The organism is Streptomyces showdoensis (assembly GCF_039535475.1).
GTDB classification, from domain to species: Bacteria; Actinomycetota; Actinomycetes; order Streptomycetales; family Streptomycetaceae; genus Streptomyces; species Streptomyces showdoensis.
The window spans coordinates 298163-320441 of the sequence record NZ_BAAAXG010000027.1; the positions used below are offsets into that span (position 1 = coordinate 298163).

At 75.4% G+C, this 22279-nt stretch carries 15 protein-coding genes; 9 read left to right on the forward strand and 6 right to left on the reverse strand.

The window, feature by feature from the left end; translation table 11 throughout:
- Window positions 1-114: 114 nt before the first annotated feature.
- The 5 genes from ABD981_RS34185 to ABD981_RS34205 are packed head-to-tail and all read left to right on the forward strand — an operon-like array spanning window position 115 to window position 5399.
- Window positions 115-1740, forward strand: coding sequence for an ABC transporter substrate-binding protein (locus tag ABD981_RS34185; protein ID WP_046907648.1), 1626 nt, complete (start codon window positions 115-117; stop codon window positions 1738-1740).
- A gap of 8 nt (window positions 1741-1748) precedes the next feature.
- Window positions 1749-2702 carry an ABC transporter permease gene (locus tag ABD981_RS34190; RefSeq protein WP_046907731.1) on the forward strand — a complete coding sequence of 318 codons (954 nt, stop codon included), beginning with the start codon at window positions 1749-1751 and terminating at the stop codon, window positions 2700-2702.
- The gene (locus tag ABD981_RS34195) at window positions 2699-3589 is read left to right on the forward strand and encodes an ABC transporter permease (protein WP_046907647.1); all 891 of its coding nucleotides are present in this window, start codon (window positions 2699-2701) and stop codon (window positions 3587-3589) included. Before ABD981_RS34190 ends, ABD981_RS34195 begins: the two co-directional genes overlap by 4 nt.
- 5 nt (window positions 3590-3594) lie before the next feature.
- Window positions 3595-4584, forward strand: coding sequence for an ABC transporter ATP-binding protein (locus ABD981_RS34200; protein WP_046907646.1), 990 nt, complete (start codon window positions 3595-3597; stop codon window positions 4582-4584).
- A complete protein-coding gene (locus ABD981_RS34205; RefSeq protein ID WP_046907645.1) occupies window positions 4581-5399 on the forward strand; it encodes an ABC transporter ATP-binding protein in 819 nt (272 codons plus the stop codon). Before ABD981_RS34200 ends, ABD981_RS34205 begins: the two co-directional genes overlap by 4 nt.
- A gap of 47 nt (window positions 5400-5446) precedes the next feature.
- On the opposite strand, the gene ABD981_RS34210 is transcribed toward ABD981_RS34205, so the two are convergent.
- From ABD981_RS34210 to ABD981_RS34220, 3 genes are all read right to left on the reverse strand, one after another.
- Window positions 5447-5650 (reverse strand): PaaX family transcriptional regulator C-terminal domain-containing protein, encoded by a 204-nt coding sequence (locus tag ABD981_RS34210; RefSeq protein WP_345530486.1) that lies wholly within the window; start codon window positions 5648-5650, stop codon window positions 5447-5449.
- Window positions 5651-5731: 81 nt separating this feature from the next.
- A complete protein-coding gene (locus ABD981_RS34215) occupies window positions 5732-6526 on the reverse strand; it encodes an SGNH/GDSL hydrolase family protein (RefSeq protein WP_046907644.1) in 795 nt (264 codons plus the stop codon).
- 101 nt (window positions 6527-6627) lie between these two features.
- Window positions 6628-8598 carry an APC family permease gene (locus ABD981_RS34220; protein ID WP_046907643.1) on the reverse strand — a complete coding sequence of 657 codons (1971 nt, stop codon included), beginning with the start codon at window positions 8596-8598 and terminating at the stop codon, window positions 6628-6630.
- A 382-nt stretch (window positions 8599-8980) separates the two neighbouring features.
- On the opposite strand from ABD981_RS34220, the gene ABD981_RS34225 reads away from it, so the two are divergent.
- The gene (locus ABD981_RS34225) at window positions 8981-9682 is read left to right on the forward strand and encodes a VC0807 family protein (RefSeq protein ID WP_046907642.1); all 702 of its coding nucleotides are present in this window, start codon (window positions 8981-8983) and stop codon (window positions 9680-9682) included.
- Between the two features lie 44 nt (window positions 9683-9726).
- Here the strand turns inward: ABD981_RS34225 and ABD981_RS34230 are convergent, their stop codons facing one another.
- Window positions 9727-11040, reverse strand: a complete 1314-nt coding sequence (locus ABD981_RS34230) for an aminotransferase-like domain-containing protein (protein WP_345530487.1) — start codon at window positions 11038-11040, stop codon at window positions 9727-9729.
- 240 nt (window positions 11041-11280) lie between these two features.
- Here ABD981_RS34230 and ABD981_RS34235 point away from each other — a divergent pair, with 240 nt between their 5' ends.
- The 3 genes from ABD981_RS34235 to ABD981_RS34245 all read left to right on the forward strand — a co-directional run bounded on the left by ABD981_RS34235 (window position 11281) and on the right by ABD981_RS34245 (window position 16815).
- Window positions 11281-12564, forward strand: a complete 1284-nt coding sequence (locus ABD981_RS34235; protein WP_046907641.1) for a Tm-1-like ATP-binding domain-containing protein — start codon at window positions 11281-11283, stop codon at window positions 12562-12564.
- A gap of 32 nt (window positions 12565-12596) precedes the next feature.
- Window positions 12597-13424 carry a phosphoenolpyruvate hydrolase family protein gene (locus ABD981_RS34240; protein WP_046907640.1) on the forward strand — a complete coding sequence of 276 codons (828 nt, stop codon included), beginning with the start codon at window positions 12597-12599 and terminating at the stop codon, window positions 13422-13424.
- Between the two features lie 79 nt (window positions 13425-13503).
- On the forward strand, window positions 13504-16815 hold the full coding sequence (locus ABD981_RS34245) for an AAA family ATPase (RefSeq protein ID WP_345530488.1): 3312 nt from the start codon (window positions 13504-13506) through the stop codon (window positions 16813-16815).
- A 256-nt stretch (window positions 16816-17071) separates the two neighbouring features.
- On the opposite strand, the gene ABD981_RS34250 is transcribed toward ABD981_RS34245, so the two are convergent.
- Together ABD981_RS34250 and ABD981_RS34255 are read right to left on the reverse strand one after the other, a co-directional pair.
- Window positions 17072-20128, reverse strand: coding sequence for a tetratricopeptide repeat protein (locus ABD981_RS34250; protein ID WP_345530489.1), 3057 nt, complete (start codon window positions 20126-20128; stop codon window positions 17072-17074).
- Window positions 20125-22008 (reverse strand): HSP90 family protein, encoded by a 1884-nt coding sequence (locus ABD981_RS34255; protein WP_425586524.1) that lies wholly within the window; start codon window positions 22006-22008, stop codon window positions 20125-20127. The genes ABD981_RS34250 and ABD981_RS34255 overlap by 4 nt, the downstream gene beginning before the upstream one ends.
- Window positions 22009-22279: the final 271 nt, after the last annotated feature.

Here is a 22279-nt window from a genome sequence, read left to right on the forward strand (position 1 = left end):
GTGCGGGAACGTTCCCGCATCAATACTCGCTCCATCCCCCCAGCCTCGCAACGCCTCGCAGCACCCCCCGCATCCCCAGTGCACGTCTCGACACCCGTAAAGGGGTGGGTCTCCTTGCGCACGCCCAGACTCCTCGCAGCCCTCGTCTGTACCGCGGCCCTCGCCACGGTGACCGGCTGCTCCGGCGCCACCCAGCCGGGCGCCGGCTCCGCCGCGTACACCGTCACGCCGACCTCCCCCGCGGCGAAGGGCCGGCTGTCCTCCCTCACCTGGTCGCTGTACGCCGAGCCGTACACCCTCGACTACGCCCAGGCCTTCGACTACCCGCCGAACACCGTCCTCGCCAACGTCTGCGAGCAGCTCCTGCGGGTCACCCCCGAGCTCAGGATCGAGCCCGGCCTCGCCGTGAAGTGGGAGAACCCCGACCCGCTGGTGTGGATCTACACCCTGCGCCCCGGCGTGACGTTCCACGACGGCAGCACCATGACCGCCGACGACGTCGTCGCCTCCCTCAAGCGCCAGATGGACCCGGCCACCGGCTCCCCCTGGGGCTCCGCCTTCAAGAACGTCAAGGCGGTCGAGAAGACCGGCCCCCTCCAGGTCACCCTCCGGCTCACCAAGCCCGACGTCCTCCTCAACGAGCTCATGGCCGCCTCCCCCGGCACCATCGAGAGCGCCGCCTTCCTCGCCAAGGCCGGCAAGGAGTACGGCGTCCCCGGCGGCAAGGTCAACTGCACCGGCCCCTACGCCCTGGACACGTGGCAGCAGGGCGAGTCCATCACCCTCAAGAAGCACCCCGGGTACTGGGACAAGAAGCTCACGCCCAAGACCGACACGGTCCGCTTCACCTTCGTCGAGGACCCCTCCGCCCGGACCAACACCTTCCTGTCCGGCACCGCCGACGGCGGCTACATGGTCCCCTCCTCCTCGCTCGCCCAGCTCCGCGCGACGAACAAGGGCAAGCTGTACTTCGGCCCCAACACCGCCGCCGCCAACCTCGCCGTCCTCGACTTCCAGGGCACCCTCGGCGACCTCAAGGTCCGCCAGGCCCTGTCCATGGCGCTCGACCGGAAGAACATCATCAAGGCCGCCGCCGGCGGCGTCGGCACCCCCGCCAAGGCCCCCACCGCGCGCGGCGCCTGGTCGCTCCTCCCCGAGCGCACCGAGGGCTACTTCAAGGACCTGCCCGAGCCCGTCTACGACGTCGCCGCCGCCAAGGAGCTCGTCGACCAGGCCGGCGCCACCGGCAAGAAGGTCACCCTGGCGACCAGCACCCTCGCCCCCGAGATCAGCGTCGTCGCCAACGCCGTCCAGGCCGCCGGCCGCCAGATCGGCCTCGACGTCCAGCTCAAGTCCGTCTCGCCCGAGGCGTACAGCAGCATCTTCGTCGACAAGAACGCCCGCAAGGGCCTCGACCTGGTCATCACCAACGGCTACGACAACACCCCGGACCCGCTGGAGTTCTACCAGTACTTCCGCACCGGCGACTTCGGCAACTACGGCAACTGGTCCGACCCCGGCTACGACGCCGCCTTCGACCGCGCCAACACCGCCGTCGACCCCGGCGCCCGCGCCGACCTCACCGCCGAACTCCAGAAGATCGTGGTCCGCGAGCTGCCCACCATCCCGCTCTACGAGGCCCCCTACACCGTCTTCCTCGGCAGCCGCGTCACCGGCGCCCCCACCGGCATCGCCCAGCTCTACTACCCCTGGGCCGCGACGATCGGCGCCGCGCACTGATGAACGGCATGCTCCGCTACTTCCTCGGCCGGCTCGCCGGACTCCTCGGCGTCCTGCTCGTCACCTCCTTCGTGGTCTTCGCCAGCGTGCACCTCGCCCCCGGCGACCCGGTCTCCTTCCTGCTGCACGGCCGCCCCGCGACCGCCGAGACCGTGGCCGCGCTGCGGGCCGAGTACCACCTCGACGACCCGCTCCTCGTGCAGTACGCCAAGTGGCTCGGCGGCGCGCTCCACGGCGACTTCGGCCGCTCCGCCCAGTACCACCAGGACGTCTCGGCCCTGCTCGGCTCCCGCCTCACCGGCACCGTGCTGCTCGTCGGCTACTCCGCCGTCCTCGTCGCCGTCGGCGGCGTGGCGGCGGGCGTGCTGGCCGCCCTGCGCCCCGGCCTCCTGGACCGGCTCGTCCTCGTCGCCACCGGCATCGCCACCGCCACCCCCTCCTTCGTCAGCGCGATCGCGCTGGTCTCCCTCTTCTCCGTCAACCTCGGCTGGTTCCCCGGCCCCGGCGGCACCCCCGAAGGACTCGGCGAACGCCTCTACTACCTGACACTCCCGGCCTTCGCCCTCGCCACCACCTTCGCCGGACTCCTCGCCCGCGTCACCCGCTCGGCGATGCTCGACGAACTCGGCCGCGAACACGTGGACGTCTCCCGCGCCCGCGGCGTCGCCGGACGCACCGTGGTCCGACGGCACGTGCTGCGCAACAGCCTCGGCCCCGTGGTCACCGTCGGCGGCACCATGCTCGCCGGACTCCTCGTCACCACCTCCGTGGTCGAGACCGCCTTCGACGTCCCCGGCCTCGGCTCCCTCCTCGTGCAGTCCGTCAGCGCCAAGGACTTCGCCGTCGTCCAGGCCGTCACCCTGCTCAGCGTCGCGGCCTTCGTCCTCGTCAACCTGGTCGTCGACCTCTGCGCCCCGCTCATCGACCCCCGGCTCACCCTCCACGGGGAAGGCACCTCATGACCCTCACCGCACGCCCCGAGGCGGCCGGCCCCGCGGACGCGCTCCAGCGCCGCCCCGGCCTGCGCCGCCTGCGGGCACTCGGCCAGGGCCCGATGTTCAACACGGCCGTGCTGCTCCTCGCCGCGCTCGTGCTCGTCACCGCCCTGGCCCCGTTCCTCGCCCCGTACGACCCCGAGGCGATGGACCTCACGTCGAGCCTCGTCGGCACCAGCGGCGACCACCTCCTCGGCACCGACCAGTCCGGCCGCGACATCCTGTCCCGGCTCATGTACGGCGCCCGCACCGGACTCCTCGGCCCGCTGCTCGTCGTCGCCGTCTCCACCCTCCTCGGCACCGTCCTCGGCGTCGTGGCCGGCTGGCGCGGCGGCTGGGCCGACGCCTTCCTCTCCCGGTCCATGGACCTGGTCTTCGCCATCCCCGGCCTGCTCCTCGCGATCATGCTGGTCGCGGTCGTCGGCTCCGGGATGACCGCACCCGTCATCGCCATGGCCGTCGCCTACACCCCGTACGTCGGACGCCTGGTCCGCGGCATCGCCCGCCAGGAGAAGGCCCGCCCGTACATCGAGTCCTACCGCGTGCAGGGCTGGTCCGGCTGGACCATCTGCCTGCGCCACCTGCTGCCCAACATCACGCCCACCCTGCTCGCCCAGTCGGCCATGAACTTCGGCTACGCGCTGATGGACCTGGCCGCCCTCTCCTTCCTCGGCTTCGGCGTCCAGCCCCCGACCGCCGACTGGGGCGCCATGATCAACGAGGGCCAGTCGGCGCTCCAGCAGGGCGCGATGCTGCCCGCGCTCGCGCCGTCCGCCTGCATCGTCCTCGCCGTCGTGGCGTTCGGCATCGTCGGCGAGGGCATCGCCGACCGGATCGCGAAGCGGGAGCGGTGAACCCCATGAGCAACACCCACGCGAACACCCGGCCCGTGCTGGAGATCGACCGGCTCACCCTGCGCCTCCCCGAGGGCCAGGCCGCCCGGCCGCTCCTCGACGGCGTCTCCCTGACCGTCGCCCCCGGCGAGACCGTCGGCCTCGTCGGCGAATCCGGCTCCGGCAAGTCCGTCGCCTGCCGCAGCGTCCTCGGCCTGCTGCCCCGCGGCGCCCGCACCACCGGCCAGGTACGCGTCTGCGGCCGCGACGTCCTGACCGCGGACCGGGCCGGACTCGCCGAGGTCCGCGCCCGCCAGGCCGCCATGGTCTTCCAGGACCCGCGCGCCTCCGTCAACCCGCTGCGGCGCGTCGGCGACTTCGTCACCGAGGGCCTGCGCGCCGCCGGCACCCCGGCCGCGAAGGCCACCGCCCGTGCCGAGGAACTCCTCGCCGCCGTCGGCATCCGCGACCCGCGCGGCGCCCTGCGCCGCCGCCCCCACGAGTTCTCCGGCGGCATGCTCCAGCGCGTCGTCATCGCCGCCGCGCTCGCGGGCGACCCGGCGCTCATCGTCGCCGACGAGCCGACCACCGCCCTCGACGTCACCACCCAGGCGGAGATCATCGCGATCCTCACCCGTCTCCAGGCCGAACGCGGCACCGGACTCCTCTTCGTCACCCACGACCTCGAACTCGCCGCCGCCATCTGCGACCGGGTGTACGTGATGTACGCCGGCCGCATCGTCGAGACCCGTGCCGCCGGCGAGCTCTTCGACCGCCCGCGGCACCCCTACACCGCGGGCCTGCTCTCCTGCACCCCGCGCATCGACCCCGACGCGCCCGCCCCCCGGCCCATCGAGGGCCGCCCGGTCTCCGTCTCCGAGGCCCCGCCGGGCTGCGCCTTCGCCGCCCGCTGCGCCCACGCCCTGCCCCGCTGCGAGGAAGAGGCGCCCGCGCTGACCGCGTACGGCGAGGGCCTCGCCGCCTGCCACCGCGCCGACGAAGGGATCCTGCTGTGACCGCCACCGCGAAGGGGGAGGGCCTGGTCGTCACGGGGCTCCGCAAGGAGTACGGCGACCACACCGCCGTCGACGACGTGTCCTTCGCCCTCGCCCCCGGCTCCTCCCTCGGCATCGTGGGCGAGTCGGGCAGCGGCAAGACCACCACCGTGCGCATGCTCGTCGGCCTCGAACGCGCCGACGCCGGCACGGTCACCCTGGACGGCCGGGACCGCTCCGCCCGCCCCCGCGGCCGGGCCGAACGGCTGGCCAGGGCGCGCGAGATCCAGATGGTCTTCCAGGACCCCTACCTCTCCCTCGATCCCCGGATCACCGCCGGCGGCTGCGTCGACGAGGTGCTGCGGCTGCACTTCCGGCTCGACCCGGCGGCCCGCCGGGCCCGGGTCGCCGAACTCCTCGACCAGGTCGGCCTCGGCCCGCGCGAGGCCGAGGCCCTGCCGCGCCGCCTCTCCGGCGGCCAGCGCCAGCGCGTGGCCATCGCCCGGGCCCTGGCCGCCGAGCCGCGGGTCCTCGTCCTCGACGAGGCGGTGGCCGCCCTGGACGTCTCCATCCAGGCCCAGATCCTCGAACTCCTCGGCAGGATCAGGCGCGAGGCCGGGGTCGGCTTCCTCTTCGTCACCCACGACCTCGCGGTGGTGCGGCACATCACGGACGAGCTGGTGGTGCTCCGCTCGGGCCGCATCGTGGAGTCCGGCCCGACCTCCCGCGTCCTCACCGCGCCGGAACACCCCTACACCCGCCTGCTCCTGGACTCGGTCCCGCGGCGCGGCTGGGACCCGGCCCGGATCGCGGGCGCCCGGGCGGCGGTGGGCTGAGCGGGAGCCCCGCCGGGACGCCGCCCGCCCGGGGCCGCCCGCGCCGGTCACTCGGAGAGCAGCCCCCCGGTAGAGCGCGAACAGCCGCGGCGCACGACCGCCTCGTCCCCGTCCCCGCCCTCGCTCCGGTCCCCTTCGTCGTCCCCGAGCCGTGCCGGCTCACGCCGGCACTCCGCCGCCGGCGCGCGGGCCGCGGCGCCCTGCCAGGGGCGGGGCAGGAGTTCGGGCGGCAGCAGGGGATCGGGCTCCATGGCCCCGTCGAAGGAGGCGGCGAGCCGGACGCCGAACCCCAGCCGCTCGGGCCGGGCGGGCGGCGGCAGACGCCCCGGTGATCAGCCCCCGTCCACCGGAAGCAGCGTCGGCCGCTTCGCCGTGCGCCCGTCGCCCGACGAGCGGCCGCGCAGCCGCCGGGTGAGCCAGGGCGTCAGGAAGGAGGCCACCCAGGCGGCTTCGGCGACGGCCGCGCGCGGGCCGGTGGCCGGGCGGACCGCGGGCGGCGGGAGCGGGTGGGACCAGGAGCCGTCGCTGCCGGAGAGGCCCAGGGCCTCGGCGACGGCGGCGGCGATCCTCGCGTGGCCGAGCGGCGACGCGTGGAGCCGGTCGGTGCTCCACAGGCGCGGGTCCGTGACGACCGGGTGGTGGCCGGTCTCGACGACGGTCACGCCGTGCGGGCGCGCGGCCTCGCGGATGCGGTCGTTGACCGCGGCGATGCGGGGCGCGACGGGGCGGGCCGCCGGAATCAATCGGGTCAGATCGGGGAAGGTCAGGGTCACGACCCGGGCTCCCTGGGCGGTGAGCGCGGCGAACATCGCCTCCAGCTGCCCGGCGACCCCGTCCGCGTCGAACCGCGGCCGCAGCAGGTCGTTCACCCCCGCCACCACGCTCGCCAGGTCCGGGCGCAGCGCGAGCGCGGGCCCGAGCTGCTCCGCCCGTACCTGTCCGGCGAGCCGGCCCCGTACGGCCAGGTTGGCGTAGTGGAGCTCCGGGCTGTCCCGCGCGAGCAGTTCGGCGAGCCGGTCCGCCCAGCCGCGCAGACCCCGGACGTCGTCGCCGTCCCCGACGCCTTCCGTCTGGCTGTCCCCGAGGGCGACGTAGCGCAGGTACGGGGGGCTCGCCTGAACCGTCATGCGACCGGCCGCCTTCTCTCACTCATTGGGTAATCGCGAATGTCATTATTCACTTTATTGATTATAGAGCTCGTGGTTGGAGCGAAGTGGCGCCCTGCCCCTCAGCCCACGTGGACGTACGGGCGGCGGGCGCGGTCCGGCTCGGCCTCGCGCAGCACCTCACGGGTGACCGGGGCGACCTCGCCCTGCCCGAACAGGAAGAAGCGCAGGAAGTTGGCGAAGGGGTTGCCCTCGGTCCACTCGAAGTAGATGTGCGGGCGCACGCCGGTGAGGTCGCGGGCGTGGAGCAGCAGGGCGCCGAGCGCGTTGGGGACGGAGGAACTCTCGACGGTCAGGACGCGGTAGCGGTCGTGCAGCACCTCGCCCCGCACCGTCAGGCCCGCCTCGAACTCGGACGGGTCGGTGATGGTGACCTCGACGAAGACGAAGTCCTCGGTGGTGGGCAGGTCGTTGTCGGCGCGGATCTGCTCGATCTTCTCGCGGTACTCGGCCTTGTCGCGCCGGTCGGGCTCGTTGGCGACGAACCGCGGGGTGCGGTTGGCGATGTCCCGGATGAACCGCTCGGCCAGGTCGTCCAGCTCGACGTGGGTGACGCGCAGCTCGAAGGCGCGCCCGAGCCGGGAGAGCAGCGAGACGAGGATGATGCCGGCGATGAAGCAGGCGCCGATCTTCACGCCGTCGGGACGCTCGATGACGTTCACGACGGTCGTGTAGAGGAAGACGGCCGAGATGACGGCGAAGCCGATCGTCCAGCCGCGCTGGCGGGCCTTGCGCGCCGCGATGGTCACCGCGATGGCCGCCGAGCAGATCAGCACGAGGACGCCGGTCGCGTACGCGCCGCCCTGCGCGTCCACGTCCGCGTCGAAGATCCAGGTGACGAGGAAGGCGACCAGGGTGAAGACGATCACCATCGGGCGCACGGCCCGGGCCCAGTGCGGGGCCATGCCGTAGCGGGGGAGGTAGCGGGGCATCAGGTTGAGCAGACCGGCCATCGCGGACGCGCCGGCGAACCAGAGGATCGCGATCGTGGAGACGTCGTAGACCGTGCCGAAGGTGTTGCCCAGGTACTCGTGCGCGAGGTAGGCGAGCGCGCGGCCGTTGGCCTGGCCGCCCGACTCGAACTCCTGCTGCGGGATGAGGACCGTGGTGATGAAGCTGGTCGAGATCAGGAACACGCTCATGATCAGCGCGGCGGTGGTCAGCAGCTTCTTCGTGCCGCGGATCCGGCCGGCGGGCTTCTCCTCGGTGTCGTCCGGGTCGCCCTTGACGTGCGGCATGACCGCGACGCCGGTCTCGAAGCCGGAGAGCCCCAGCGCCAGCTTGGGGAAGACGAGGAGGGCCACGCCGATCATCACGAAGACGTTGCCGTGTTCCGCCGTCAGGGCCGTGGACCAGTCGGTCACCACGTGCCCCTCGGTCAGCACGTGCCACAGACCGGTGAGGACGACCACCACGTTGAGGGCCAGATAGATCCCGACGAGCGCGACCGCGACGCCGATGGCCTCCAGGAAGCCCTTGAGGAAGACGGCGCCGAGCAGGGCGACCAGCACCAGCGTGATCAGCATCTGCTTGTCGTGCAGCGCCTCGGACAGGTGCGGGTTCTCGACCAGGTGGGTCGAGGCGTCGGCGGCCGAGAGGGTGATGGTGATGAGGAAGTCGGTCGCGGCGAAGCCCAGCAGCGTGAGGACGAACAGCTTGCCCTTCCAGAAGGAGAGCAGTCGTTCCAGCATCGCGATCGAGCCCTCGCCCCGGTGGCTCTCCTCCGCCACCCGCCGGTAGACCGGCAGCGCGCCCGCGAGCGTCACCACGACGAGCACGACGGTGGCGACGGGGGAGAGCAGTCCGGCCGCGAGGGCGGCGATGCCCGGCTGGTAGCCGAGTGTCGAGAAATAGTCCACGCCGGTCAGACACATGACCCGCCACCAGGGCTGCCCCTTGTGCTCCGGCGTGGACGCGGGCGCGGCCCCCTCCGGCGGCGCCGGGGCGGCGGTCCGCCCCTTGCCCATGTCGGAGAGGCCTTCCAACATCCAGGCGCGCAAGCGGCCGGTACGGGTGAGGGGGGACGTGGCCATCGAGGGGCTCCTGCTGTCCATGCGGGGAATGGGTCTGTTTTCGGCCATCCCTCGGACGGCGGCCGAGTCAGCGTACGCAAGGGACGCGCGGCGAACCGGGCGGCGGGCGTCAGGGATCCGTCAAGATCCCCCCTGTGGGCGTCGCGCCCGTCACACTCGGCGCGGCCCGGAGGTCCGCACTCGGCTGCCCCCTGGGAAGAGCCGTTCGCCGGCCCCGACCTGGAGCCCACCGGCCGAGGACAGGCCGCGCTCGACGTGCCCCCGGAGTGCGCGCAGAAGAACTCTTGAAGATCATTTTGGGCGTTCTCGCCTTGTCCGCCCCCTCGGCGGCGCCCTACGGTGCGAATTCCGCACCGATCAGGTCATTCACCCAGGGGGAACCATGTCCGCAGCAGAGGCACGCCCAGGCCCGCCCGCCCGCTCCGGGGCCGCCACGGCCGTCGGCTGGACGCTCACCATAGGACTCAACGTCGTCGCGCCCGTCCTCACCTTCGGGGCGCTCACCGACCGCGGCTGGAGCGACTTCACCGCGCTGCTCCTCAGCGGCGTCTGGCCGGTCGTGGACACCGTCGTCCACCTCGTCTGGCACCGGAAGACGGACGAGTTCGCCGTCGTCACCCTCTTCTTCCTCGCCCTCACCGCCGTCGTCTCCCTCGTCGGCGCCCACTCGGCCCGGGCCCTGCTCGTCAAGGACTCGGCCGTCACGGGCCTCTTCGGCGCGCTCTGCCTGGCCACGCTGCTCGCCCCCAAGCCCCTGATGTTCTACTTCGGGCGCCGCTTCTCCACCGATGGCACCGCCGAGAGCCACGCCTGGTGGAACGGCCTCTGGCAGTTCGAGGGCTTCCGCACCGTCATGCGCCGCATGACGATCGTCTGGGGCGTCGCCTACCTCGTCGAGGCCGCCGCCCGCGTCGGCCTCTCCTACACCCTCTCCGTCGGGGCCATGGTCGTCGCCAACCCGGTCCTCATCTACGGCACCCTCGGCCTGCTCGTCCTCTGGACCATCCGCACCGCCAAGAAGGGCCGCGCCGAGGGAGCCGCCCGGGCCGAAGCCGCCGCGCGCGCCGCCGGGGCCGAGGCCTGACCCCGCAACACCCCTCCGCGACGGGGCGGTTCCGCGCGCGCCTCTCAGCCCGCCGAACCGCCCCCGCCCGCCCCCTGCGCCCCGCTCCGCGCCGCGCAGTCCAGCAGCGTCGGCAGCGCCGCGGCCAGCGCCTCCACCCCGCGCGCGTACGGTAGCCGCAGCCGGTCCCGGAAGCCGTCCACCGGCGAGAACGCCGAACCCGGCACCACCGACACGCCCCGCCGCCGCGCCAGTTGGGCCGTCGCCTCGGTATCGGCACCCGGCACCCGCACCCATAGCGCCGGGCCGCCCGCCGGCCGCGTCCACTCCCACCCGGGCGCCTCCGCCCGCAACAGCTCCTCCGCCGCGTCGAGCCGCTCCCGCAGCACCGCCCGCCGCCCCGCACGCGCCCGCGGCAGCTCCGCGAGCAGCCGCACCGCCACCAGCTGGTCCACCACCGAACACGACAGGTCCACCGAGGTCTTGATCTTCGCCAGCCGGGCCACCACCTGCGGCGAGGAGCGCACCCACCCCACCCGCAGCCCGCCCCAGAACAGCTTCGACAAGGTGCCCACCGTCACCGTCGACCCGCTCGGCAGCCCCGCCACCAGCGGCACCACCGCCCCGTCCCCGTCCAGCGACAGCTCCGCGCACGCCGTGTCCTCCACCGTGAACAGACCCAGCTCGCCGAGCACCCCGCGCCACTCCCGCCGGGCCGGCCCGTCCAGGCTCCGCCCCGTCGGGTTGTGCGCGGTCGGCTGCAGATAGACCAGCCGCGGCCGCACCGCCCCGCACAGCCGCCGCAGCCCCGCCGCGTCCGCCCCCTCGCCGCCCACCGGGACCAGCCGCGCCCCGCGCGCCCGCAGCACCTCCAGCGCACCCCGGTACGTCGGATCCTCCACCACCACCGTGTCGCCCGGGTCCACCAGCGCCTGCGCCACCAGCCACACCGCCTGCTGGGAGCCCGCCGTCACCAGGATCTCCTCCGCGTCCGTCGGCACGCCCGCCGCCCGGTAGTACGCGGCGACCCCCTCCCGCAGCTCCGGAAGACCGTACGGGTGGTAGCCGTCCGCCCCGAGCAGCGAGGCCACCTCCCCGGCCGTCAGCGCACCCACCGCCTCCGCCACGTCACCGAGCCCCGGCAGCGCCCCGCTCGACAGATCCGCCGTCCCCGCGCGGGCGTCGAAACTGGCCAGCCGCCCCTCCATGGGATGCCGGTCCAGCACGCCCGCGCCGCGCAGCCGCGACCCGCTGCCCCGCACGCTCTCCAGCCGGCCCTCACCCTCCAGCAGGCCGTACGCCGCCGTCACCGTGGACCGGCTCACCCCCAGCACCAGCGCCAGCTCCCGCTGCGAGGGCAGCACCGTGCCCGCCGGCACGTCCCCCCCGCTCCGCGAGCTCCCGCAGCGCGTCCGCGAGCCGCCGCGGCAACGGCCCCGGCCCCTCCGACGCCCAGCCGGTCAGCAGTCGGGACAAACGCGTCGAGGGAATCCTGGCCATGCGTCCCATCTTCGCCACGGGGCATCCGCGCAGGCCAATCGGCCCCGACTGGTCGTTGCCCCGACCCGGCGCCGCACCGAGGATCGGTCACACCTCCACAGAAAGGGAGCGTGAGGGCATTGGCCACGGTGGTGCTGGTCGGGACACTGGACACCAAGGGGGAGGAATACGCCTGGCTGCGGGAGCGGCTGCGCGAGTACGGGGCCGACGTCCTGCTCGTCGACACGGGGGTGCTCCCCCCGCCCGCCCACGTCCCCGTCCCCGACATCCCCGCCGAGCTCGTCGCCCGGGCCGGCGGCCACGAGCTCGCCGCCCTGCGCGCCGCGGGCGACCGGGGCGCCGCGGTGGCCGCCATGGCCGACGGCCTCACCCGGGTCGTCCTCGACCTGCACCGCACCGGCCGCGCCCACGCCGTGCTCGCCGCGGCCGGCAGCGGCGGCTCCTCCCTCGCCGCCCAGGCCATGCGGGCCCTGCCCATCGGCGTGCCGAAGATCCTGGTCAGCACCATGGCGGGCGGCGACGTCTCGCCGTACGTCGACAGCAGCGACCTCACGATGATGTACAGCGTCGTCGACATCGCCGGCCTCAACTCCGTCTCCCGGCAGGTCCTCGGCAACGCCGCCGCGGCCGCCGCCGGCATGGCCCGGCGCCACGAACGCAACCAGGACCGGCCGGCCGGGCTCGGCCGCAAGGTCGTCGCCGCCACCATGTTCGGCGTCACCACGCCCGCCGTCGACACCGCCCGCGCCCGGCTCGCCGAACACGGCTACGAGGTCCTCGTCTTCCACGCCACCGGCGCCGGCGGCCGCGCGGTCGAGAAGCTCGCCCGCGACGGCCTGCTCGACGGCGTCCTCGACCTCACCACCACCGAACTCGCCGACGAACTCGTCGGCGGGGTGCTCAGCGCCGGTCCGCGCCGCCTCACCGCCGCGGGCGCCGCCGGCATCCCGCAGGTCGTCGCACCCGGCGCCCTCGACATGGTCAACTTCGGGCCCGAGGCGAGCGTCCCCGAGCGGTTCGCCGGCCGCCGGCTCCTCGTCCACAACGCCACCGTCACCCTCATGCGGACCACCGCCGCCGAGATGGCCGACCTCGGCACCGCCATCGGCCGCAAGCTGGTCGCCGCCCGCGGGCCCGCCGAGGTCTTCTGGCCGCGCCGCGGCGTCTCCGCCGTCGACGTGGCCGGCGGCCCCTTCGCCGACCCGGCCGCCGACGCCGCCGGCCTCGACGCCCTGCGCTGCGCCGTCACCGGCAGCGGCGTGCGCATCCACGAACTCGACGCCCACGTCAACGACGCCTCCTTCGCGGTCGCCATGGCCGACCGGCTGCACCAGCTCATGGGCGGACACGCCCACCGCGCCGGCCACGGGACGCCCGCCCGCCCCGCCGACCCCGACCAGTGACGGCGCCCCGCCCCCGCCCCGGAGGAACCCCCATGAACCGTCAGGACGTACTCGCCCGGCTGCGCGCCCAGGTCGCCCAGGGCCGCCCCATCGTGGGCGCGGGCGCCGGCACCGGACTCTCCGCCAAGTGCGCCGAGGCCGGCGGCGTCGACCTGCTCATCATCTACAACTCCGGCCGCTACCGGATGGCCGGCCGCGGCTCCCTCGCCGGTCTGCTGCCCTACGGGGACGCCAACGCCATCGTCAAGGACATGGCCCGCGAGGTCCTGCCCGTCGTCCGCGACACCCCCGTCCTCGCCGGGGTGTGCGGCACGGACCCCTTCCGCCGCATGGACCTCTTCCTGGACGAACTCAAGGCCATGGGCTTCGCGGGCGTGCAGAACTTCCCCACCGTCGGCCTCTACGACGGCACCTTCCGGGTCAACCTGGAGGAGACCGGCATGGGCTACGGCCTGGAGGTCGACATGGTCCGCGCGGCACACGAACGCGACCTGCTCACCGCGCCGTACGTCTTCGACCCGGAGCAGGCCGCCGACATGACCCGGGCCGGGGCCGACGTCCTCGTCCCGCACGTGGGCCTCACCACGAAGGGCGCCATCGGCGCCGGCACCGCCCTCACCCTGGAGCGGGCGGCGGCCGCCGTGCAGGAGATGCACGACGCCGCCAAACGGGTGCGCCCCGACGTCCTGGTGCTCTGCCACGGCGGCCCCATCGCCGAACCCGAGGACGCGGCCTACGTCCTGGCGCACACCACCGGAGTCGTCGGCTTCTTCGGCGCCTCCTCGGTGGAGCGGCTGCCCACCGAGCGGGCGATCACCGAGCAGACGAGGGCCTTCAAGGCCCTGTCGCCCGGCCGCTGACCCCAGGGGCGACGGCCCGGCTGTCAGAGGCGTGCCGTACAACGGATACCGGGGAACGAAGTCCGTGGGGGACCGGGTCATGAACACAATCACAGGGGAGGGGAGCGTCGACCGCGCCCCCTTCGCCGGGCGGCGAGCCGAACTCGCCCGCCTGGAAGCACTGCTGAGGTCGGGGCGCCGCGGGTCCGACGCCCCGAAGGCCGTCGACATCACCGGCGAGCCCGGCATCGGCAAGAGCCGCCTCCTCACCGAGCTCGCCGCCCGCGCCCGCCGGGCCGGCGTCACCGTCCTGCACGGCCGGGCGTCCGGCCGGGAACGGCCCCTGCCGTTCGAACTGTTCGCGGACGCCTTCGCGGACCTCGGCGCGGCCGGCGAGACCACCGCCCGCGCCGGGAGCGCGGCCGAGGCGGTACGCGTGGCCTGCGGAGCGGGGCGGGCCTCTCCTGCGGGCCCCGCGCCCTCGGCCACCCGGCCGACGCCCCGCCCGGGCGCCCGACGGGGAGCCCGGGCCCCGTGGACCGTGCCCGACTTCCCCCGGGGCACGGCACCCGGCGACCGCTCCGCGGCGGGGCCGGTGTTCGCGGGGGACCCCGGCTCGGGGTTCACGGGGGACCACGGCTTCGGATTCGCCGGGGACCACGGCTTCGGATTCGCCGGGGACCCTGGCTCCGGGTTCGCCGGGGACCGTGATCCCGCCCCCGGCCCCGGTCATGCCCCCGCCCCCGCCCCCGCCTCCGCCCCCGGCCCGTACGCGGCGGACCCCGGCGTGCCCGCGGCCCCCTGGCCCTGGACGGATCCCGACGGGTACGGCGGGGACGCCCCGTCCGGGTGGCCCCCGGCGGGCGGGCCGCCGCAGTTCTGGCCGGAGCCGTACGGGCTCTTCAGACGGACCGCGGAGGCCCTCGCCAGGGTCGCCCAGCCCGCGCTGCTCCTCGTCCTGGACGACGTGCACCGGGTCGACGGCGCCTCGCTCGACCTGCTGGACCACCTGCTCCGCCACCCCGTCGCCGCCCCCGTGCTCCTGGTGACGGCCCGCCGCGAGCAGCGCACCCCGCCCGCCCTCGCCGCCGCGCTGGCCCGCGGGGCCGAGAGCGGCACGCTCACCAGGATCGCGCTCGGCCCCCTCGACGAGGAGGAGTGCACCGAGGGGCTCGCCCCCGGGCTGCCCCGGGACCGCGTGGCCGAACTGCACGCGGCCAGCGGCGGCAACCCCGCCTACTTCCTGGCGCTCGCGGGCGGCCGGGGCAGCGGCGGCGCGCTCGCCGTGCTCTTCGACGAGCTCGCGCCGCTCGAGCCCCCGGCGCGCGCCGTCGTCGACGCCGTCGCCCTCCTGGGGGAGGAGGCCCGCACCGACCTGCTGCCCGCCGTGACCGGAGCGAGCCGTGACGAACTCGTCCAGGCCGTACGGGACCTGGTGCGGCTCGACGTCGTGCGCCCCCACCCCGACGGCCGCACCCTGGAGCTGCGGCACCCGGCGCTGTCCCGGCTGGTGCGCCGCGCCATGGACCCGCTGCGGCGCCGCGAGTACCACCGCCGCGCGGCCGACGGCCTCGCCGGCCTGGGCGCGCCCGCCACCGCGCGCGCGGCGCACATCGAGCGCTATCTGACGCGCTGGGAACCCGCTGCCGCCGCCGCCCTGGTGCGGGCCGCCGAGCTGACCGAGGCCACCGACCCGGCACTCACCGCCCGCCGCCTGGCGGCCGTCCTCGACGTCCTGCCCGACGCGCCCGAGCACCGCCAGGCCCGCGTGGAGCTGAAGCTCCGCCGGGCCCGCGCGCTCGGCCACGCCGGGCGGGTCGAGGAGAGCCGCGACCTGCTGCACCGGCTGCTCGCCCTCTGCCGCGAGGAGGGAGCGGGCCACCGCACGGGCGCCCGCTGCCCCGCGACCACGGGCGAGGAGGAGCCCCGCTCCGCGGCCGTGCTCCTGTGCGCCTTCATGGAACGGCACCTGGGCCGCTACCGGGAGGCCGACGCCCTCATCCGCCGCGAACTCGGCCGGGGCCCCGGCCCCCGCCCCTCCCTCCGCCTCCGGCTCGTCGTCGAATGGGGCTGCCGCGCCCTCTTCGAGGCCCGCTTCCCGGAGGTCCGGGGCGAACTCGCCGCCGCGCTCACCGACGCCCGCGCGCGCGGGGACGAACCCGGCACGCTCGGGGCGCTCACCCTCGGCGCCCTCGGGGAGGCGTACGAGGGGGAGACCGAAGCAGCCCGCGGCCACGCCGAGGAGGCCGCCGCGCTCGCCGACGCCATGACCGACGGCGAACTCACCGCGTGCTGCGAGGCCCTGGTCCGGCTCGGCTGGAGCGAGATCTTCCTCGACGACCCCATCGCCGCCGAACGCCACACCACCCGGGGCATCGCCCTCGCCCGCCGTGCCGGACGCCCCTTCGCCCTCTCCCAGCTCCTGCTGTGCGCCGCGTACGTGCAGTCGCTCACCGGCCGCGTCGACACCTCGCTGGGCCTCGCCGACGAGGCCCTGGCCCTCGCCCGCACCCTCGGCGGCGCCGAGGTCGTCGGCTTCAGCCGGGCCATCAGGGCCACGATCCTGCTCCAGGCCAGGCCCCTGGGGGACCCCGAGGGCCTCGCCGCCGCCGAGGAGGCCGCCGCCACCGTCGGCACGGCCGGCGGCTGGTGGGGCACGCTGGCCCGCGGCCTGCTCGCCCACGCCATCCCCGTCACCGCCGACCCGCACCGGGTGCGGGACGTGCTGGTCGCCGCGGGCGGCGGCCCCGGCCTGCCGCGCATCCAGCCCACCGTGCGGCCCGGCTTCCTCGAACTCCTCGTCGCGGCCTCGCTCGCCACCGGCGACACGACCGGCGCGGAAGGCGCGGCCCGCCTCGCCGAGGCCGAGGCCGCCCGCCTGGACCTGCCCGTCCAGCGCGCCGCCGCCCTGCGCGCCCGCGCCCGGCTGCGCCTCCACGCGGGCCAACCGGCCGCGGCGGCGGCGCTCTTCGCGGAGTCGGCCCACGAGTACGCCCGCTCCGGCATCGGCCTCCGCGAGGCCCACACCCTGCTGCTCGGCGCGCCCGTGGCCCGCGCCGCCGGCGACCCGGCCGAGGCCGCCGCGATGTGGCGCCGGGCCCGGAGCCTCGCCACCGCCGGCGGCGCCCGCCTGCTCACCGACCTCGCCGACCGCACCCGAACCGCCGCCCTGGGCCCCGAACCCCCGTCACCCGGCCCCGCGGCGGACCAGGAAGGACCGCTCGCCGCGCTCACGCCCCGGGAGCGGGAGATCTCCGTGCTCGTCGCCGAGGGACTCACCAACCAGGCCGTCGCGGACCGCCTGTGCCTCAGCCCCCGCACGGTCGAGAGCCACGTGGCCCGGGTCTACCGCAAGACCGGCGTCGTGACCCGGGCCGCCCTCGCCTCCCTCGTGGCCCGCGCGACGGGCTAGGCCGCGTCCGGAAGGTCCCGCCTGGCCCGCGACGCCTGGCACGCACGATCGCCGCGTTGCCGGAATGCCCGAGTAGCTCCGCTACGAGGGCACCCCGGCGCCTTGCGCTCGCACGCACCAGACGCCGCGAGCCCTGCCCTGCGGGCAGACGGCGCTACTTTCCGGACACGACCCAGCGCGCGTCCGGAAGGTCCCGCCTGGCCCGCGGTGTCCTCCGGACGGACGCCGCGACGTCACGGACACGCCCCGGCACCGCTCAGAACGACTCGGGCGCGCCGAGCAGCACCTCGCACTCCGCGGCGACCTCGGCGAGCGTGCCGTCGGGGTCGGGCAGGTCCTGGACACCGGCGTGGACCCGCCGCGCCCGCCCGGTGGCCGCCCCCGCCCGTCCGAGCCCCCACTCCAGCCGTACGGCGAGGAGTTCGCAGAGCCACAGGTCGGAGCGGGCGGCCTCGCCGCAGGCCCGCAGGGCGACGATCGCCCGCTCCGCCTCCCGCAGCGCCCGCTCGAAGAGGGCCACGAGTTCGGCGTAGCGCTCGGCGGACTCCGCCTCCTCGAACGGCGCCGTGTCCGCGGCCCCGACGAGCAGATGGGCGAACTGCTGGTGGGTGTGGCCGAGTTCGGCGGTGCCGCGGACCCGCTCCTCGGCCGTCCCGGCGGCGGCCAGAGCCCGCTCGTTCTCGCGCAGCGCCTCCTCCATGACGACCTCGGCGTCGGCCGGCCCCCGTGCCTTCAGCACCTCCCAGGCCCGGCCCCGCAGCGCGCGCACCGCCCCCACGTGGTCCCCGAGCGCCCGCCACAGGTCGGCGGCCCGTTCGTGGGCGCGGGCCGACTCCTCCGGCAGGCCGGCCGCGGCCAGGGCCTCCGCGGTCTGCTGGGAGAGGACCGCGTGATGGTGCCGGTCCGCCCAGTCCCGGGTCCCGGCGGCGGCCAGCGCGTACTGCTCGGCCGCCTGCCGCGGATCGCCGAGACCCACCGCCGCGTGCGCCAGCCACACCCGGGCCTGCACGAGGTCCGCCGGGTCGTGCCCCGCGCTCAGCTCCGGCAGGACGGCCTCCAGGACGGCGGCGGCCTCGTGGAAGCGGCCGAGGGCGCAGTAGTGCCCGCCGAGCCGCAGCCGTACCAGGGCACCGAGCCCGGCCCCCTCGCCCGCGGCCCCGGCGAACAGATCGGCGTCCACCAGCAGCGCCTCCGCCTCGGGCCCAGGGCCCTCCAGGCCGGTCACCGCCTGCGCGAGCGCCAGACAGAACCGGGCCCGGTCGCCGGGCCCCAGCAGGTCCACCCGCGCGGGGTCGCCGAGCACGCCCCGCGCCACGGCGGCCGCCCCCTCGTGGTCCGCCCCGGCCGCCAGCAGGCTCGCGAGGAGGAGCTCGGCGGGCGTGGCGAGCCAGGGGCGCCCCGCCTCGTGGTGGTCGGCCACGGCGGCGGTCGCGAGCCGCACGGCGGCCCGCGGGTCCTCCGGGGCGGTGATCCGCGCCAGCAGCTCCACGGCGGACGCGATGCGGCTCAGCAACTCGGGATCCTCCCGCCGGTCCCTCCCCTCCCGGGCCTCCTCGGCGAAGGCGAGCAGCCGGTGGACCTCCTCCCGCGCGCGGGCCGCGTCACCGGCCGGGGCGGCCGAGCCGCCTCCGGGTGCGCCGCCGACCGCACCGAGCCCCGCCACGAGCGCCCGGCAGCGCAGCAGAAGGACCGTCACCGTCTCGGCGGCGGTGGCCCGCCCGGCCGCGTGCAGGGCTCCGGCCCGTACGCACAGCTCGTCGAGCCCGTCCGCCGAGGCGCAGGGTGCCTCCGGGGAGACCGAGGCGTCCGGGGCCTCCGGAGCGACGATCAGCGCCCGGGCCCGTGAGACCAGGGCCCGGCCGTCCCGACCGGCGCGGGCGTGCAGGTCCGCGGCGCGCGCGAAGAGCGCCGCCGCCTCGGGGCCGCCCAGGTGCCTGCGCTGGAGGTCGAGGCCTTCGGCGTCCAGGGCCTCGGCGGCGTCGGCGGGCGCGAGCGCGTCGCCGCGGCCCTCGACGGCGGCCCGGGCGCGGTCCCAGGCCGCCTTCGCCGAGGGGTGCCCGTCGGCCGTCAACGCCCGTGCGTGCGCCAGGAGTTCCTCGGAGGCGCCTGAGCCGTCGGAGGCGTCGGGGCCATCGGGGCCTTCGCGGTCCTCTTCGGCAGGACGGCCGACGGTGAGGGCGCGGCCGGTGTCGGTCGCCTCCCGGGCCGGTCCCAGTCCCAACGGCAGCGCGTCGAGCAGCGGCCCCGCCGTCATCCGCCCCCGCACGAGCGTGGACACCCGGTCGTTGCCGTTGCGGGCGTCGAAGAGCGCCGCCCGGCCGAGCGCCTCCTGGGCCGCGTACGCGTGCAGCGTGGCAGCCGTCCACTCGCCGCCGGCGGGGCCCGTCACCGGCCGCTCGCCCTGGCCGAGCGCGAGGAGCCGGTCCGTGAGCAGGGCCGCGCAGGCCAGCCACTGGAGGTAGGGGCCGACGTCCCCGCGCCGGTCCCAGCGGGCCGACTGCTCGGCGAGGATCTCCAGGCCGCGCGGCTCGTTCCCGGTGAGCGCGCAGAACTCGACGTGCGCGGCGACGGCGACGGTGAGGCCCTCCTCGGCCCGGGCCATGCGGTAGCCGCGCAGGTGGTGGGCGCGGGCCTCGTCGAGCCGGCCGAGGCGGACCAGGGGGAGCAGCGAGAGCGCGAGGACGGCGTGCGGCTCGTGCATGCAGCCGACCCGTCCGTCGAGCACGGGCCGCCACACGTCGAGCGCCCGGGCGTCCTCGCCCCGCTCGGTCTCCCACCGGCCGCGCTCGTGCAGCTCGCAGGCGTGGCAGTCGGCCATCTCGTCGCGTTCGGCGGCGAGCATCGCGGCCAGGGCGCGCTCGGCCCGCGGCACGTCGCCCAGGTGCCGGGCCACCTCGAAGTCCCGTGAGTGCACGGCGCGTTCGGAGTGTCCGGCGAGCCGGTAGCGGCGGCGCATCTCCGTCAGCCACTGCTCGATGGAGTCGAGCGGGATGTGCGGCTGGTCGAGCGCGCTGCCGCTGACCCACTTGAACATCCAGAACAGCTCGTGGGTGTCGTCCTCGTCGAAGTCGGCCGGGTTCTGGTCCCACATCCGCAGCAGCCGCGCGAACGGCACGAACATCTTGTCGCCCTCCGCGCTGGAGGTGTACGCGACGGTGAGCCCCGTCAGGGCCTCGACGAGCAGCGGGCGGTCCCCGGTCGCCTCCGCCTCGGCGACCAGCCGCTCGGCGCGGGCGTTGCGGGCGGAGCCGTAGGGCTCCTCGCCGTTGCGGTAGACGTCGATGCGGATCTCGTCGAGCGAGCGGCGGCTCATCGGTCTTCTCCGGAGGGGTGTTCGGGGGCCGGGTCCGCCGCATGCGCGGAGCCGCCGGGACGCGGTCGTACGGACCGGTCGAGGAGGCCGAGGAAGGTGCGGTCGAGGAGGGCGTTGTCGGCGGGGCGGAGCGGGCGTCGGGCCATGAGGAGGGCTTGTCCGTAGAGGGCTTCGACGGCGGTGGCGGTGAGCCGGGGGTCGTCGAGGGCGCTGATGCGGCGGACCAGCGGGCTGTGGTGGTTGAGGACCAGCCGGGCGCGGGGCGCGCTGCCGCGCAGGGAGCCGAGGATCCCGGCCCACAGGTCGTCGGCCTGCTCCGCGGCCTCGGCCCGCGCCTGCTCGTGCCGTCCTTCGCGGGCGTCGAGCAGCAGGGCGGGCAGGGTGAGCGGCCGGTAGGCGCGCAGGACGACGTCGCAGTCCAGGGGGTCCAGGGTCGCGCGCGCGGCGGAGAGGAAGCCGGTGAGGGCGAGCTCGTCGTCGGGGGCGACGGGGTCCAGGCGGTCGGTGACCGTGTCGGCGTCGAGTTCGGCCGCGAGGGTCCCGGGAAGCACCGAGGGGAGCCGTTCCACGAGGGCGCAGTCGTAGGTGTGTCCGCCGTTGACGACGCCGATGCCCTGGGCGGCGGCGATGGCGGCGACCTGGCGGAACTCCTCGACGGTGCGGGTGAAGTGGACGACGGGGTGGCGGCGGGCGAACTCGTCGAGGGAGAGCTGTCCGTCGGTGGTCTCGAAGGGGAGCCAGGGCAGCATCGCCGCCAGGATCCCGTCGTCGTGCCGGGCCAGCGACTTCACGCCGAGGTGGTGCACCGAGAGGAGCCGGCGCAGGCGCTCCGGCTCGCTCGCCGCGAGCCCCGCGAGCCAGTCGCGGACGGCCCGGCCGAGGGCCTCGCGTACGGCGGCCAGGGCCTCGTCCTCGTACAGCGACTCACGGGAGGCCGTGGGCCGCAGGGTGTCGGTGTCCAGGACGCAGCGGAGGAAGAAGGCCCAGTCCGGGAGCAGCCCGTCGGCCCTCTCGGTCAGCAGCATCCCCTTGAGGTGGACCCGGTGGCCCGCGCGGTGGGCCGGGCTGACCTGGGACGGCAGCACATAGGCGACGCCGCGCAGTCCGGCGAGCGGCACGTCGAGCTCGATGGCGTCGAGAGGGGTGAAGCCCAGGGTCTCGCGGCAGTGTCCGGCCAGTGCGGTGCGGCGGTCCTCGGGGCTCGGGAAGGCGCGGTCCCAGACGGCCGGGGCCCCCGCGACGCGCTCCTGCCCGACCCGGATGTCGTGGGGGAGGAGGTTGCCGTAGTGGCGGGCGAGGGTGAGGGCGTGGTCGTGGGTGAGCCAGTCGGTGGTGCCGGGGCGGGCGGTGAGGTGGACGGTGGTGCCGGGTTCGGGGTGTGCGGTGTGGTGGAGGGGGGTGACGGTGTAGGAGCCGTCGTCGTGGGCGCGCCATTCGACGGGGGGTGCGTCGGGGGTGCGGGCGGAGCGGGAGACGACGCGGATCTCGGCGGCGACGACGAAGCAGGCGAGGAGTCCGATGCCGAACTGGCCGAGGAATTCGGTGCGGGCGGTCTCCAGGCCGTGGGTGGTGTCGCGTTTGGAGCTGCGGCCGATGGTGGCGAGGAGGGTGTGGACGTCGGTCTCGGTGAGGCCGATGCCGGTGTCGGTGATGCGCAGGGTGGTGCCGTCGGCGTGGATGCGGACCGTGGCGGGTGCATCGGGGTCCAGGGCGCGGCGGGCGGTGAGTGCGTCCACGGCGTTCTGCAGCAGTTCGCGCAGGTAGACCCGGGGGCTGGAGTAGAGGTGGTGGGAGAGCAGGTCCACCAGGCCACGCAGATCGACCTGGAATGTAGGGGACGTGTGGGGGGCGATCTCGGGTTCCTCGGGGTTCCAGTGGATGCGCGGCGGGATGCGCGTCGGTCCGGGGACGCGCACACGGGCCCAGGGGCGCGCATACCGTCCACGGACGCGCATACGGTCCATGGATGCGCATCCAGCACGGGCGTTTGCGCAGACTCTTTCAGAACGGCACTGGTTCGTACATCCGTAGAACTACGGAATCGTTGCCCCCGGGGGGTATGCGGCCGGGCTCCGTCGTCGTCGCTCGGCGGAACTGCGCAGCGCCGGTAAGGAATGTCTCGGATAGGGTGAATCGGTAGGGATTGCGCCC